This is a genomic window from Novosphingobium gossypii (genome assembly GCF_050433305.1).
Taxonomy (GTDB): domain Bacteria; phylum Pseudomonadota; class Alphaproteobacteria; order Sphingomonadales; family Sphingomonadaceae; genus Novosphingobium; species Novosphingobium gossypii.
The window spans coordinates 82,399-97,528 of sequence record NZ_JBNPXM010000003.1; the positions used below are offsets into that span (position 1 = coordinate 82,399).

12 protein-coding genes are annotated in these 15,130 nt (G+C 65.7%); 7 read left to right on the forward strand and 5 right to left on the reverse strand.

Features of this window, described 5'->3' with window-relative positions:
- The first annotated feature begins 76 nt into the window (after positions 1-76).
- Both pgmG and GGR40_RS07960 read left to right on the forward strand, forming a co-directional pair.
- The gene (gene pgmG, locus GGR40_RS07955; protein ID WP_429275688.1) at positions 77-1,672 is read left to right on the forward strand and encodes a phosphoglucomutase/phosphomannomutase PgmG; all 1,596 of its coding nucleotides are present in this window, start codon (positions 77-79) and stop codon (positions 1,670-1,672) included.
- Positions 1,673-1,745: 73 nt separating this feature from the next.
- Positions 1,746-4,220 carry a ligase-associated DNA damage response DEXH box helicase gene (locus GGR40_RS07960; protein WP_429275689.1) on the forward strand — a complete coding sequence of 825 codons (2,475 nt, stop codon included), beginning with the start codon at positions 1,746-1,748 and terminating at the stop codon, positions 4,218-4,220.
- A gap of 89 nt (positions 4,221-4,309) precedes the next feature.
- Here GGR40_RS07960 and GGR40_RS07965 read toward each other — a convergent pair whose 3' ends face one another.
- The 4 genes from GGR40_RS07965 to GGR40_RS07980 all read right to left on the reverse strand — a co-directional run bounded on the left by GGR40_RS07965 (position 4,310) and on the right by GGR40_RS07980 (position 6,966).
- Positions 4,310-4,744, reverse strand: coding sequence for an ExbD/TolR family protein (locus tag GGR40_RS07965; RefSeq protein ID WP_429275690.1), 435 nt, complete (start codon positions 4,742-4,744; stop codon positions 4,310-4,312).
- Positions 4,745-4,770: 26 nt separating this feature from the next.
- A complete protein-coding gene (locus GGR40_RS07970) occupies positions 4,771-5,304 on the reverse strand; it encodes an ExbD/TolR family protein (RefSeq protein WP_429275691.1) in 534 nt (177 codons plus the stop codon).
- 137 nt (positions 5,305-5,441) lie between these two features.
- Entirely contained in the window at positions 5,442-6,212 is a 771-nt protein-coding gene (locus tag GGR40_RS07975) for a MotA/TolQ/ExbB proton channel family protein (protein WP_429275692.1), read from the reverse strand.
- A gap of 85 nt (positions 6,213-6,297) precedes the next feature.
- Positions 6,298-6,966 carry a TonB family protein gene (locus tag GGR40_RS07980; RefSeq protein ID WP_429275693.1) on the reverse strand — a complete coding sequence of 223 codons (669 nt, stop codon included), beginning with the start codon at positions 6,964-6,966 and terminating at the stop codon, positions 6,298-6,300.
- Between the two features lie 368 nt (positions 6,967-7,334).
- Between GGR40_RS07980 and GGR40_RS07985 the strand changes: the two genes are divergently transcribed.
- The 3 genes from GGR40_RS07985 (at position 7,335) to GGR40_RS07995 (ending at position 10,557) form a co-directional block, all read left to right on the forward strand.
- Complete coding sequence (locus tag GGR40_RS07985) at positions 7,335-8,180, forward strand: hypothetical protein (protein ID WP_429275694.1); 846 nt, start codon at positions 7,335-7,337, stop codon at positions 8,178-8,180.
- Between the two features lie 87 nt (positions 8,181-8,267).
- Entirely contained in the window at positions 8,268-9,575 is a 1,308-nt protein-coding gene (locus GGR40_RS07990) for a homoserine dehydrogenase (protein ID WP_429275695.1), read from the forward strand.
- A gap of 217 nt (positions 9,576-9,792) precedes the next feature.
- The gene (locus GGR40_RS07995; RefSeq protein WP_429275696.1) at positions 9,793-10,557 is read left to right on the forward strand and encodes a CsgG/HfaB family protein; all 765 of its coding nucleotides are present in this window, start codon (positions 9,793-9,795) and stop codon (positions 10,555-10,557) included.
- 57 nt (positions 10,558-10,614) lie between these two features.
- Here the strand turns inward: GGR40_RS07995 and GGR40_RS08000 are convergent, their stop codons facing one another.
- Positions 10,615-12,129 carry a UxaA family hydrolase gene (locus GGR40_RS08000; RefSeq protein WP_429275697.1) on the reverse strand — a complete coding sequence of 505 codons (1,515 nt, stop codon included), beginning with the start codon at positions 12,127-12,129 and terminating at the stop codon, positions 10,615-10,617.
- 82 nt (positions 12,130-12,211) lie between these two features.
- Between GGR40_RS08000 and uxaC the strand changes: the two genes are divergently transcribed.
- Positions 12,212-13,666: a glucuronate isomerase gene (uxaC, locus tag GGR40_RS08005; RefSeq protein ID WP_429275698.1), complete on the forward strand. Its 1,455-nt coding sequence runs from the start codon at positions 12,212-12,214 to the stop codon at positions 13,664-13,666.
- Positions 13,663-15,093: a mannitol dehydrogenase family protein gene (locus tag GGR40_RS08010; RefSeq protein WP_429275699.1), complete on the forward strand. Its 1,431-nt coding sequence runs from the start codon at positions 13,663-13,665 to the stop codon at positions 15,091-15,093. The genes uxaC and GGR40_RS08010 overlap by 4 nt, the downstream gene beginning before the upstream one ends.
- Positions 15,094-15,130: the final 37 nt, after the last annotated feature.

A 15,130-nucleotide genomic window follows, 5' to 3' on the forward strand; every position in this document is an offset into this window, starting at 1 on the left:
AGCGGCATTGCAGTCCCACCGAAAGATGCGCCAGATGGATGCAAAGGCCGGATGGATGCAAAGGACTGCCCCGTTCATGACCCAAGCACACCACTTCGATCCCTCCATCCTGCGTGAGTATGACGTTCGGGGCATTTTCGGCGAGACGCTGTTTCCTGCCGACGCCCGTGCCATCGGGCGCAGCTTTGCCGCCTTCGTGCTTGAAACTCTGAGCGCTGGCGCACATGGCCTGAAGCTGGATCAACCGGGATCAGGGAACGCCGGGCGGGACATCTGCCAGGCCGGGAAATCTGGAGTGCAAGGCTCGGCACCGGGCGATCTCAAGATGGACGGTCCCGGAGCCGCTGAGGCGGGTTCTGACGGCTTCGTTATGGCAGCCGGTGTCGACCACTCCGCCGATCCTGCCACCGTGGTCGTGGGTCGCGACGGGCGGCTCAGTTCGCCGGAACTGGAGCAGGCCCTGGTCGCCGGGCTGGTCGAGGGCGGCGTCGATGTTATCCGGATCGGACTGGCCGCCACGCCGATGCTCTACTTCGCCGAAGCGTCAACGCCACAGGTGCATGGCGGCATTCAGGTAACTGGTAGCCACAATCCCGCCGATCACAATGGCTTCAAGCTGGTTCTTGGCGGCGCGCCCTATTTTGGCGAGCAGATCGCGCGGCTGGGCGCCCGCTGCGCCGTCGGCGCCGGCACCGTTCCAGACCGACCTGGTCGCATCCGGGAACACGATGTCCTGCCTGTTTACGTCGCAGCGCTGCTGGCCGGACTGGAGGGCATCCAGCCGAATGACGTTGCCGCCCTGCGCATCGGCTGGGATGCCGGCAACGGGGCAGCCGGGCCCGCTCTCGAACGTCTGACTTCGTTGCTTCCCGGCGAACATCATCTACTCTTCTCCGAAGTGGACGGCCGCTTTCCGAACCACCATCCCGATCCCACGGTCGAGGCGAACCTTGCAGACCTGCGGGCGCTCGTCGCGGCGAAGAACCTCGATTTCGGAGTAGCTTTCGATGGCGATGCCGACCGACTCGGAGTGATCGATGCGCTGGGCCGGGTGCTCGATGCGGACGCGCTCCTTGCGATCTTCGCGCATGATGTCCTGTTGCGGCATCCCGGTGCCAGGGTCATCGCCGACGTCAAGGCATCCCGCGCGGTGTTCGATGCAGTGACTGCACTTGGCGGCGTGGCGGAAATGGCCCCATCAGGGCATTCCCATATAAAATCCAGAATGAAGCAGACCGGCGCACTGCTAGGCGGCGAGACGAGCGGCCACTTCTTCTTCGCCGACGACTGGTTCGGCTTTGACGATGGCCTCTACGCCGCGGTCCGCCTGATCGCCGCCGTCGTGGGCTCCGCAACGCCGCTGGCCGACCTTCGCGACGCGATGCCGCATACCTGCACCACCCCCGAACTGCGCTTCACGGTTGCGGAAACGCGCAAGTTCGCGGTGATAAACGAAGTGCGCGCCCGCCTGGCCGCCTCCGGTGCACAGGTGAACGATCTCGACGGGGTGCGCGTGGACACTGCCGACGGCTGGTGGCTGCTGCGCGCCTCCAACACGCAGGCGGCGCTGACGGCGCGTGCGGAAAGTGACACGCCCGAAGGATTGGAGCGGCTGGTGGGCCGGATCGACGCTCAACTGGCAGCGTCCGGCGTGAGCAGGACACCGGCCTGACGCCAGTTTTTGTGCTGCCTGAAACCGCATCCATGCCGGTGCTTTTCCTCACAGTGTCGATAAGCTGCCCCCGATGACGTCCCCATCTGCCCCCCCGCCCCCCGGCTTTGTTCCGCCCGAGATCGCCGCCTGGTTCGATGCGCGTGGCTGGCGGGTGCGTCGGCACCAGCGCGAAATGCTGGAAGCGGCCGATCGCGGGCAGCACGCACTGCTGGTCGCTGACACCGGCGCAGGAAAGACGCTGGCCGGCTTCCTGCCGACGCTGGCGGCCTTCTGCCCATCGCGCCTCGACGGCAAGCCACCGGAGGGTCTGCACACGCTCTATGTCTCACCGTTGAAGGCGCTGGCCACCGACGTCCAGCGCAACCTCCTTGCGCCAATCGAAGAGATGGGGCTCCCGATCAGGGTCGAGACCCGCAGCGGCGACACCCCGTCCGATCGCAAGGCTCGCCAGCGTGCCCGCCCGCCCCATGTACTGCTGACCACACCCGAATCGCTGTCTCTGCTGCTGACCTATCCCGAAGCGCCGGAGCTTTTCGCCGGGCTCAAGCGCGTTGTGATCGACGAGGTGCACGCCTTCGCCAACGGCAAGCGCGGCGATCTTCTGGCGCTGTCGCTCGGTCGGCTTCAGGCCATGGCGGCGGGGCTGCAACGCGCCGCCTTGTCCGCGACCCTGGCCGAGCCCGACGACTATCGCGGCTGGCTGGCGCCCTGGGGTGAGATCGACGGCGTCGAGCTCGTCCACGGAGAACCGGGTGCACCGCCACAGGTGGAAATCCTGCTCCCGCGCGAAGAACGCATCCCTTGGAGCGGTCATGCCGCCACCTGGGCCATTCCTCAACTGATCGAACAGATACGCGCGCATCGCACCACGCTGGTCTTCACCAACACGCGGTTCCTGGCCGAATACATCTTCCAGGAACTGTGGGACGCGAACGAAGGCAACCTGCCGATCGGCATCCACCACGGTTCGCTGTCGAAGGAGGCGCGGCGCAAGGTGGAAGCGGCCATGGCTGACGGTCGCCTACGGGCGCTGGTCTGCACCGCCAGCCTCGACCTGGGCATCGACTGGGGCGACATCGACCTCGTAGTGCAGATGGGCGCGCCCAAGGGATCGTCACGCCTGTTGCAGCGCATCGGGCGCGCCAATCACCGGCTGGACTGCCCCAGCGAGGCGGTACTGGTGCCGGGAAACCGCTTCGAATTCCTGGAGGCGTTCGCCGCGCAGCAGGCCGTGCGCGAAGGTCAGCGCGACGGTGACCCCTTCCGCCCCGGCGGTCTGGATGTGCTGGCGCAGCATGTCATGGGCGTGGCCTGCGCCGGGTCATTTCGCGAAGATGATCTGCTGGCTGAAGTCCGATCTTGCCTGAGTTATGCATGGGTGGACGAAACAGTCTTCGCGCGGGTGCTGGAATTCGTCGCGACAGGTGGATACGCCCTGCGCTCCTACGACCGTTTCCGCCGCATCGTGCGCGATCGTGACGGAACCTGGCGGCTCTCCCACCCGGAACATGCCGCGCGGCATCGGCTCAACGCGGGGATAATCGTCGATGCCGAGATGCTCGACGTGCGCTTTCGCAACGGGCGCTCGCTCGGCAAGGTGGAGGAAGGCTTCGGGGCCAGCCTGGAGCCGGGCGATACGTTCCGGTTTGCCGGGATGGACCTTGAAGTGGAAGCGCTCAAGGATCTGGAATTGATCGTGCGCGCGGCAAAGCGCTCCGCGACGATCCCCAGCTACTCTGGACAGCGGATGCCGATCTCTACCCATCTGGCCGATCGGGTGCGCGCCATGCTGTCAGACCGCGCGGGATGGTCGCGCTTTCCGGATGACGTGCGCGAATGGCTGGAGGTGCAGGACTGGCGATCTCACCTGCCGGCGCCGGGGCGGCTGCTGGTGGAAAGCTTTCCGCATCGGGGGCTGGCCTACACCAGTTATTACACCTTCGAAGGGTGGAACGCGAACCAGTCGCTGGGTATGCTGGTGACCCGGCGCATGGAAGAGCGCGGGCTGGGCCCGCTGGGTTTCGTGGCGACGGACTATACTCTCGTGGTCTGGGGCCTGAAGCCGGTGGCGGACCCGGCAGCCTTGCTCTCGCCCGATATACTGACACATGAATTCGTCGATTGGGTCCAGCAATCATACCTGCTGCGGCGCGCCTTTCGCGAGGTGGCGGTGATTTCCGGACTGGTCGAGCGGCAGCAGCCGGGCAAGCGCAAGTCGGGGCGACAGGTGACGTTCTCCACCGATCTCATCTACGATGTGCTGCGCAAGTACGAACCCGATCACCTGCTGATCCAGGCCGCCTGGGCCGACGCGCGTGCCCGTATGACGGACGTCGCGCGCGTTGCAGATGTGCTCGATCGCGCCGCGCGCGAGGTGGACCACGTGGTGCTTGAGCGGATCAGCCCGCTGTCGGTCCCTGCCCTGTCGATGATCGGGCGTGAGAGCCTTCCCTCCGGCGCTGCGGACGATGACCTTCTGCTCGAGGCGGAAAGCCTTGCGTCCATGGCGATGCGCGTGGATCCGGGAGAGGAAGAGGGCGCATGACCGCCGACCGTTGAGGCGCCATAAAAAAGGGGCGGATCACTCCGCCCCTTTTGGGTGCCTCTTGCGAGACCAGTCTCTTGAACTTCGGCTTACTTGTCGAAGGTCGCGAACTGTTCGTTGCCGACGAAGCCGAACTTCGTGACGGCAGAAGCCTTGATGACCTGCAGAACCTGTGCCGACAGCTCGTAGCTGGCTTCCGGCTCGGGCTGGAACTGGAGTTCCGGCTCGGGGTTCATGTGGGTCGTCGCTTCGAGCGACTGGATCAGCCGGCCCTGGTCGATCTGGGTTCCGTTCCACAGGATCATGCTGTCCTTGGTCAGCACGACCTTGTTCTTGACCGGATCGATCGGGGGCGGGGTATCCGTCGGAGGCGTGGCGACAGGCAGATCGATGTCGATCGAGTGCGTCGCCACGGGGATGGACATGATGAACATGATGAGGAGGCAGAGCATGACGTCGATCAACGGCGTCGTGTTCATCTCCATCATCGGCGAGCCATCTTCCTTGCCGCCTGACATTGCCATGAGATGTTACTCCTGTTTCCCGCGCGTCAGCCGTTCGGATCGATCGGGTTGGTGATGAAGCCAACCGTCGGATAACCCGAAATCTGGACGTTGTAGATCGCACCTGCGACGCAGCGCCACGGGGCCTCCACGTCGCCGCGGATGTGGACCTGCGGGATGAGATCCGGGTTCGCCATCAGGGCTGCGGCACCGCCTTCACGCTTTACGATGGAATCGAGGCGCTTGAAAGCCTGGTCGCGCAGTTCCTGCGAAGTCACCGGCGTCACGTTGTTGATGTAGATGCGGCATTCGCCGCCGCGGCTGGCGCCCTGGAAACCGGGCTCACCCGCGCTCTTGCCCGAAGCGTCCGTGGTCGAGACGGTGAGGAGCAGGTTTTCGACCTTGTCCTTCGACTCGACGGCTTCGATGACGGGAATGCGCAGCTTTTCGATCGTCTGGATCGCGACCGGAACCGCGATCAGGAAGATGATGAGCAGCACCAGCATGACGTCGACGAGCGGCGTCGTGTTGATGTCGGACATCGGTGTCTCTGCACCGCCTCCGCCCGTGGATATCGCCATAGTCTTATCCTAATCCTTGCGTTGCCTGGGGGTCGGCGGCGACTTCTCGCATGCTTGAAAGCCGCCACCCTTTTCGTGACCCCGACGGGGGCAGGGCATCCTTCGAGGAAGGAAGACCCCGCCTGTTTCCCGTACTCTTACGGCTTGGCGGGAGTGGCCGGCTTGGCGGCGACCGGAGCGGCCTTGGCAGGAGCCACGGCGACGGTCGGCTTGATGGCACCCTTCGAGTTGATGTTCGCGAGAACGTCGTTCGAGAAGCCGGTCAGCAGTTCGGCGATGCGCTTGTTGCGAGCCTGCAGGTAGTTGTAGGCAAGCACGGCCGGAACGGCGACGAGCAGACCGAGGGCGGTCATGATCAGAGCTTCACCGACCGGACCTGCGACCTTGTCGATCGAAGCCGAACCAGCGAGACCGATGGCGATCAGAGCGCGGTAGATGCCGACGACGGTACCGAACAGACCGATGAACGGCGAGGTCGCACCAACGGTGGCGAGGAACGGCAGGCCGCCGGCGAGGCGAGCGTTGATCGTCGCTTCCGAACGCGACAGCGAACCGTGCAGCCAGTCGTGGGCTTCGAGCGAGTCGGTCATCTTGGCGTGCTGGTCTTCAGCGGCGATGCCGTCTTCGACGAGCTGGCGCCATGCGCTGTTCTTCTCGAGCTTGGCAGCGCCTTCACGCAGGGTCGGCGCGCGCCAGAAGGTGCTGCGCACGGTGGCGAACTGGCGCAGAATCTTCGACTGTTCGAACCACTTGGTGAACAGGATGTAGAACGAACCGAAGGACATGATGCCCAGGATGATGACGGTCGCGTAGGCGATGAAACCGCCCTGCTCCAGAGCCTCGGCGAAACCGAACTTGTTCTGCGGTGCGGCCTGGCCGGCAGCGGCCAGGATGTCAACGATAAGCATGCGAGTTACCTCTCAAGAAGAATGCAGGATGTGATCGGCGGTCGGTCCAATTACCCAATGACCGAAGAAGCCGACCCCTTGGAGATTAGTTGAGCTTGTAGACGATCGCGGTCGACGTGGTCGCCGAAATCGGGTTGCCGGCGTCATCCAGTGCCGGGTCATAGCGCGCATAGCGCGTCATGCCGTCGCACGCCGCCTCGTCGAGGTCGGGGCTGCCGCTCGAGCTGGAGACAGAGCAAGCCGAAACCTTGCCGTCGGCACCGATCGTCACGCGAACGCCGACGCGGCCTTCACGCTCTTCACGAGCGGCGCGGGTCGGATAGTTCGACTGGATGCGAGCGGCCCAGCTACCCTGGTTCTTCGCGCGAACGCCACGAGCCTTCGAAGGGCCCGGCGGCGGCGGCGGAGCCGGCGGTGCCGGGGGAGCTGCCGTCGTGATGACCACCGGCGGAGCCGGCGGCGGCGTGATCACGGTCTGCACCGGCGGCGGAGCCGGGGCGATGTTGATAGGCGGCGGCGGCGCCACGATGGGCGGCGGCGGCGTATCGGGCTGCTCCGGCGGAGGCGGCGGCGGCTCTTCCTCCTTCGGTTTCTCTTCCTTGATGTCCACGGTGGTCACCTTGCTGATGACCTTCTTCGCCGCCTCATAGGCCAAGCCGGTGACGAGCGCATAGCCGACGAAGACATGGATCAAGGCGACGATGACGAGAGCAACAACCTTGTTGGTGCTCATTTGCTGGTCAGCGTAAGCCATTCAGACGCTTTACTCCATTACCAAGCCCCGGACAGAGGTCCGCACAGGACATGCCCAAAGGCGCCCATGGACTCCCCCCCCGGAAAGGTGGACCCCATGACGAAAAACCCAAATTACCCACCCTGACGGCTAACAGTCTACCCATCCGACGACAATACGTTACGGGAGGCGAACCGAGGAGCTTTTGATGTTTTTTGCCCCATTTTGAAGACTTCTTAACGGTGAAGCCCCCCCCACGCAACGCCTTTCGGCCCACAAGGGGTTAACGCGCAATTCATGCCCGGTTAGGCGAGATTGATCCAGTGCAATTTTGAATTAACCGCCCGTCCTGATTATAAGCCAACGCAATTCCACGGAGTTTATCGTCGATGCCACTGAATTTGCGCCCCCTTGCAGCGGCTCTCGCGGGTTCTTACCTTGCGCTGGCACCTATTGCAGCGAGCGCCCAGGGGCCGCTCGAAACGCCCGGAGAGGTCACTTACGCAGACGTTGCGGACCTCGCCGATTCGGCAGGCCTTGTCGTGCAGGTGCAGATCGCGAAGATGACCCGTGTCGAAGATGCCCGTGCGCCGGGCCTCACTTCGGGACACGGACGCTTTTATATAGAGGCCAAGACCAGAGCGCTTTTGACCGGCAGGGCACCATTGGGCGAATCGGTGCGCTATCTTGTGGATCTGCCGCTGGACGCCAAAGGCAAGGCCCCCAAGCTGAAGAAGCAGGAGGTCTTCCTGTTCGCCCGCCCGGTGCCCGGACGGCCCGGTGAACTGCAGCTGGTAAGGCCCACTGCGCAGCAGCTCTGGACACCGGCGCGCGAAACACGGCTGCGCTCCATCCTGCGAGCGCAGGTCGCGCCGGATGCACCCGCGAAGGTCACCGGCGTGCGTGACATGCTGTTCGTACCCGGCACCCTTGCGGGCCAGGGCGAGACGCAGATCTTCCTCAACACCGATGACGGCTCCGCCGCGTCCATCACTGTCAGGCACGAGCAGGGCCAGGCGCCCAGCTGGGGCGTGTCGTTCTCCGAACTGGTTGCAGACACGAGCCATCCGCCAGCACCGGAAACACTGGAATGGTACCGTCTCGCATGCTTCCTGCCCCGCACACCGCCTGCCGGCGCCAACGTCTCGGGCACCTTCGCCGAGCAGCAGCAGGCGCTGGCCGATTACCGGCTGGTGCTGTCGCAACTGGGGCCATGCACCCGCACCTTGAAGTAAAGGGCCGAGCGCCAGCACGCTGCGTGCGCAAACGACTGGAAATTCCAACCGGCCTGCCTTAGGGCCCGCTTCCGAAAAGGAGCTGACATGGCCGAACCGCTGAATATTGCGCTTGCCGGACTGGGAACTGTCGGAGGCGGCGTTGTCCGCCTCATCGAGACGAACGCGGAACTGATCGCACGTCGCGCCCGCCGTCCCATCCGCATCGCCGCCGTCAGCGCACGCGACCGCACCAAGGATCGCGGCGTGGATCTGTCGGCCTATGACTGGGTGGACGACACCGCCGCGCTGGCCGCGCGGGACGATGTCGATGTCGTGGTGGAGATGGTCGGCGGTTCCGACGGCCCGGCCCTCGCGCTGGCCCGCAACACGATTGCCGGGGGCAAGAGCCTTGTCACCGCCAACAAGGCGATGATCGCGCACCACGGGCTTGAACTTGCCGCCGCCGCCGAAGCGCGGGGCGTGGCGCTGAAGTTCGAGGCGGCTGTTGCGGGCGGCATTCCCGTCATCAAGGGCCTGTCCGAAGGCGCCGCCGCCAATGCGATCGAGCGGGTGTACGGCATCCTCAACGGCACCTGCAACTACATCCTCTCCACCATGGAGGACACCGGCGCCGACTTTGCCGACGTCCTCGCCGAGGCGCAGAAGCTGGGGTACGCCGAAGCCGACCCGACTTTCGACATCGAGGGCATCGACGCGGCGCACAAGCTGTCGATCCTGGCTGCGATCGCCTTCGGATCGCAGCTTCGCTTCGACACGGTGGAGACGATGGGGATCAGCCGTGTCAAGGCCGCCGATATCGAGCAGGCCCGTTCGCTGGGCTATGTGATCCGCCTGCTGGGCATGGCCGGGGTGGACAGGAGCAGCGGTTCGTCGCGCCTGTTCCAGCGGGTGCGTCCGCATCTGGTGCCGATCGACCATCCGCTGGCGCATGTTGACGGGGCGACCAATGCCGTCGTCGCCGAGGGCAATTTCATGGGTCGCCTGCTGTTCCAGGGCGCAGGCGCAGGCGATGGCCCGACCGCCAGCGCCGTGGTTGCCGACATCATCGACATCGCGCGCGGCGAAAAGGGCGCGGCTTTCTCCATGCCCGCAGGCGAACTGGAAGCGATGGAACCGGCGGAGACCGGCCACCGCGTCGGCAGCGCCTACATCCGCTTCACAGTGCCGGACCGCCCCGGCGTGCTTGCCGACATCACCGCGGCGATGCGCGACGCCGGTGTATCGATCGAAAGCCTGATCCAGAAGGGCGATCCCGATCAGGACGGCGAGGTAATCCTGGCAGTCGTCACGCATCCGGGGCCGGAACGCGCCGTGACGGAAGCGCTGCGCATCCTCGACGGGTCGGACAGCCTGACAGCCAGGCCGCTGGTGATGCAGATCATCGGCGCCTGATCTGCGCGTGACGATGCGGCCCCGGAAGTATCGCCGGGGCCTGCACCGTCGCGCCCGGCTGTCGGATTCAAAAAGCGCAATTGCATCCGAATATGCGACAAATTCTCAAAGACAACGTCATGTGTTCGTGCAAAATACGTGGCACAAGCAGTTCGTCGCCCAGGGGTTCGGGCACTTCGCGCGCTCGCGGCGCGGGAAAAACATGGGAGCACACGTGATGAAGACTTTCGCCTGCGCGCTTGCCGCGCTTGCTGTCGTTTCGGCCACTCCGGCGCTGGCCGACCAGTCGTCCGGTCGCAAGCTGCAGGACAAGGGGCAGCAGCAGATCCCGGTCTGCACCAAGAACCTGGGCACCGTCTCCATCGTCGAGCCGGACAACCAGTGGTGGCGCGAACTGAGCCTGGGCAGCCCCGAAGCGATCCTGCGCGTCTTCGTGCAGAAGTCCGGCTGTTTTACCATGGTCAATCGTGGCCGCTCGCTGCAGAACAGCGCCATGGAACGCGCGCTGGCCGCGCAGGGTGAACTGCAGAAGGGCTCCAACATCGGCAAGGGGCAGATCAAGGCTGCGGATTACTTCCTGCAGCCGGACATCGTTTCCACCAACAACAACTCGGGCGGCGGCGGCCTTGGCGGCGTGCTGGGCGGCGTCGGCGGCCTGTTTGGACGCGGCGTGGGCGCCATTGCGGGCGGCCTCAACATCAAGAAAGGCGAGGCGAACGTGACCTTGTCCGTCGTCAACGCCCGCACCACCGTGGAAGAAGCGCTGACCGAAGGCTATGCGCGCAAGTCCGACGTCAGCTTCGGCGGTGGTGGCGGCGGCTTCTTCGGCGGCACCTTCGGCGCGGCGGGCGGTGGCGGATACCAGAACACCCAGATCGGCCAGATCATCGTGCTCGCCTATCTGGATGCCTATACCAAGCTGGTCACCCAGTTGGGCGGCCTGCCGGTGGACGCTTCTGCAGCGGCACCCAAGGCGAACTGATCTGTCTTGCGGGCGGGGGGAAGCATCCCCTCGCCCCTGCCATTGCGGCGTCAGATGTTACAGCGTGACGCCGCGCTTCCAGATACCGATCGCGCGTTCGTCGTTGCTCTCGTTGCGCGCGGGCTCGCCACTGGCGATGGCCAGGATGCGGGTCAGCAGCTCTTCCGCCGCGCCTTCCATGCCAAGTTCCAGCACAAGCCCGGCGTCGAAGTCGATCCAGCCCGCCTTGCGTTCCGCCAGGGCATGGTTGGAGGCGATCTTCACCGTCGGCACCGGGCTGCCCAGCGGCGTCCCGCGCCCGGTGGAGAACAGGGTGATCGTTGCCCCCGCCGCCGCCAGCGCGGTGGTGGAGACGGCGTCGTTGCCCGGCGCTTCCAGCACCGTCAGCCCGCCAAGAGAAGCATCCAGCGAGATCCTCTCGCCATAGCCGATGACGTCCCGCACCGGGGCAAGGCCACCCTTCTGCACCGCGCCCAGCGACTTTTCCTCCAGTGTGGTGATGCCGCCCGCGATATTGCCGGGGCTGGGGTTTTCCGAAACCGGCTCGCCATGGTCTAGAAAATAGCGCTTGAAGGAATTGACCAGCGTGGAGAGCCGGTCGAACACGTCCCTGCTCGTGGCGCGTTCGAGCAGCAGGTTCTCTGCTCCGAAAATCTCGGGGATTTCGGTCAGGATGGCGGCGCCGCCCGCCTGCGTCACCGCATCGGCCATCAGCCCGATCAGGGGATTGGCGGTAAGGCCGCTCATCGCGTCCGACCCGCCACACTTTACCCCAAGGCGCAGCTTCGCCAGCGGCACGTCCTCACGGCGGTCCTGCGCCATCAGCGCCATCAGTTCGGCGACTAATTCCTGCCCCGCAGCGAATTCGTCGCCCGCCGACTGGGCACGCAGCACGCGCAGACGGTCGCGGCGGTCTTCGGGGATGCGCTGGAGCAATTGCTCAAGCTGGTTCGATTCGCAGCCCAGCCCCAGCAGCAGCACCCCTCCGGCATTGGGGTTCAGCGCCAGCGAAGCGATGACCGCCGCCGTCCCGTCAAGATCTGCACCCAGCTGCGAACAGCCGAACGGGTGGTTGAAGGCATGGACTCCGTCCACGCCCGGTGCGTCAAGCAGGTTGGCCTTGGCCGCCAGCCGCTCGCCCAGCCGGCCAACGCAGCCGACAGTAGGCAGGATCCACAATTCGTTGCGGGTACCGACGCTTCCGTCCGCGCGGACATAGCCCTGGAATGTGCGCGGTGAAGCCGAAGCGCGCACTTCCTCGCGCGCGCCGTCGAAAGCATAGGCCTGCTCGCCCGAAAGCGCGGTGCGCACGTTATGGGTATGAACATGCTCGCCCACCGCGATGGCGCGGGTGGCAAGGCCGATCGGCGCGCGATAGCGGCGCACCGGCGCGCCCTGTTCCACCTCCCTGACGGCGAACTTGTGCCCCGCCGGGATTGCATCGCGCAATCGTACCGGCTGCCCGTCAACGAGCACGTCCGCCCCGGCCTCCAAAGGCTGGAGGGCGACGGCGACGTCATCTTCGGCACCGATCTTCATCACGGAAACTGCGGGAGCAAGCGTATCGACCATGCCGGTTCAATACAGCATTGCCAGCGCTGGCACAACTCGGTAATCGGGCTGCAAAGTCCCCATGTCTTTCGGGAGTACCCTGATGTCCACGTCTCCGCGCAGTCTGTCGCTGCACCCCGACCGGCTGCTGCCCGCAGATCCGGCCACGCGCGCCATCGCCCGCGAACTCTATGCGCAGGTAGCGGACCTGCCGATCATCAGCCCGCACGGCCACACCGACCCGGAATGGTTCGCCACCGACGCGCCCTGGACCAACGCCACCGAGCTGCTGCTGGCGCCCGATCACTACCTGTTCCGCATGCTCTATTCGCAGGGCGTGGACCTCGATGCGCTGGCCGTGCCGCGCAAGGGTGAGCGCGTTTCGGGCACCGACCCGCGCGAGGCGTGGCGCACGTTCGCGGCGCACTGGCACCTGTTCCGCGGCACCCCGTCCAGCATGTGGCTGCCGCATGTCTTCTGCGAAGTGTTCGGGATCGACGTGGCGCTGGATGCAGGAACGGCGGACCACTATTACGACACCATCGGCGAAGCGCTGGCCTCTCCCGCATTCCGCCCCCGCGCCCTGTTTGAGCGGTTCAACATCGAACTGCTCGCAACCACCGAAGGCGCGGGCGATGCCCTGCAGCACCACAAGGCGATCCGCGAATCGGGCTGGCAGGGCAAGGTCGTCACCACCTATCGCCCGGATTCGGTGATCGATCCCGAGCATGACAGCTTCGCGCGCGATCTGGTCCGCTTCGCCGACCTGTCCGGCGAAAACGTCGAGACGTGGGCCGGCTACCTCGCCGCGCATCGCAAGCGCCGGGCGGACTTCCGCGTCGCCGGGGCGACGGCGACCGACCACGGCTTCGTCACCGCACGCACGGCCAACCTCTCCACCGCCGAGTGCGAGGCGCTGTTCGCCAAGGTCATGGGCGGCAAGGCCGATGCAGACGAAGCGGAGCTTTTCCGCGCACAGATGCTGACGGAAATGGCCCGGATGAGCGTGGAGGACGGCATGACCATGCAGATCCACCCCGGCTCCACCCGCAACCACAACGCCCGCCTGTTCGCCAGCCATGGCCGCGACAAGGGCGCCGACATTCCGCGCGCTACCGAATATGTCGAGGCGCTGCGCCCGATGCTCGACCTGCTTGGCAACGAGGCGAACCTCAAGGTCATCCTCTTCACGCTGGACGAGACGACCTATGCCCGCGAGCTGGCGCCGCTGGCGGGGCATTATCCATGCCTCAAGCTGGGCCCGGCCTGGTGGTTCCACGACAGTCCGGAGGGCATGCGCCGCTTCCGCGAAATGACCACCGAGACGGCGGGCTTCTACAACACCGTCGGCTTCAACGACGACACCCGCGCCTTCCTCTCGATCCCGGCGCGCCACGACGTGGCGCGGCGGATCGACTGCGGGTTCCTCGCCCGCCTCGTCGCCGAGCACCGCATGGCGGATTGGGAAGCCGCCGAACTGGCGCAGGAACTGACCGTCGGACTGGTGCGCAAGGCTTATGGCCTCGAAACGCCGGTGCGCGTGGCGGAACCGGCATGACCCGGCTGTCGAACACCACTCTGGGCGCGCTACCCGCCACGGTCGCGCAGCCGCAGTATGACCGCTCCGCCGTGAAGAACGGCGTCGTCCACTTCGGCCCGGGCGCCTTCCACCGCGCGCATCAGGCAGCCGCGTTCGATACGCTGCTGGCGCACGATCCGCGCTGGGGGCTGACCGGCGTCAGCCTCAATTCGCGCGGGGTGGCCGATGCCCTGAACCCGCAGAACGGCCTCTATACTCTGGCGCTGCTGGACACCGAGATCGCATATCGCGTGATCGGCGCGATCGGGCGGGTGCTGACTCGCGACGAGCCAGAGGCGATCCTTGCCGCGCTGGCCCATCCCGACACCCGCATCATCTCCTCCACGGTGACCGAGAAGGGGTATTGCCTGTCTGCCGACGGAACGCTGGACTTCGCCAATCCGGCGATCGCAGCGGACCTTGCCGCAGCGCTGGAGGGCGAGTGGACGCCCGGTTCCTTCACCGGCTGGCTGGTGAAGGGGCTGCAGGGGCGGCGTCTTGCCGGGCTGCCGGGGGTGACCGTGCTGTGCTGCGACAACCTGACCGACAACGGCCGCAAGCTGGAAGCAGCCACGCTGGCGCTGGCGGAAAAGATTGATCCCGACACCGCGCGTTGGATTGTCGACAACGTCACCTTCCCCAACGCCATGGTCGATTCGATCACGCCCGCCACGGATGACGCGCTGCGCGCCCGCATCCTGGCGGAAACCGGGCTGGAAGATGCCTGGCCGATCCAGCGCGAGGCTTTCACGCAATGGGTGATCGAGGATCGCTTCGCCGGCGAACGTCCGGCGCTCGATCTGGCCGGCGTAACCTTTGCCGCCGAAGTCCGCCCGTTTGAAAAAGCCAAGCTGCGCCTGCTGAACGGCGCGCATTCCTCGCTGGCCTACATCGGGCTGGGCCGCGGACTGGAAACCGTGGCGGACGCCATGGCCGATCCGGAACTGGCCGCCTTTGCCGAACGCCTGATGCGTGACGACATCGCGTCTTCGCTCACTCCGCCGCCGGGGCTGGACCTGGACGGCTACATCTCCGACGTCCTTGCCCGGTTCCGCAATCCCGCGATCCGGCACCTGCTGGCACAGATCGCCTGGGACGGGTCGCAGAAGCTGCCTTACCGCCTCCTCGACACCACGCGCGAGGCGCTGGCGGCAGGCCGCAGCATCGAACGCCTGGCCCTGCCGATCGCGGCATGGCTGCGTTTCCTGGCCATTGCCGCGCGCGACGGGCGGTCCATCACCGATCCGCTGGCCAAGGTATTGCTGGCCCGCGCCGCAGACTGGCGGCAGGTTCTGGCCCTGCACGACGTGTTCGGCGATCTTGGCGAGGACGCCCGGTTCGTGCAGGCGGTGGAAGCAGGGATAGTGGCGCTCGACGCCGGCCGACTGGAACCGGTGACGGCCTGAAGCAGTACCGACGCCCGTCACTCCCGCTACGGGGTGA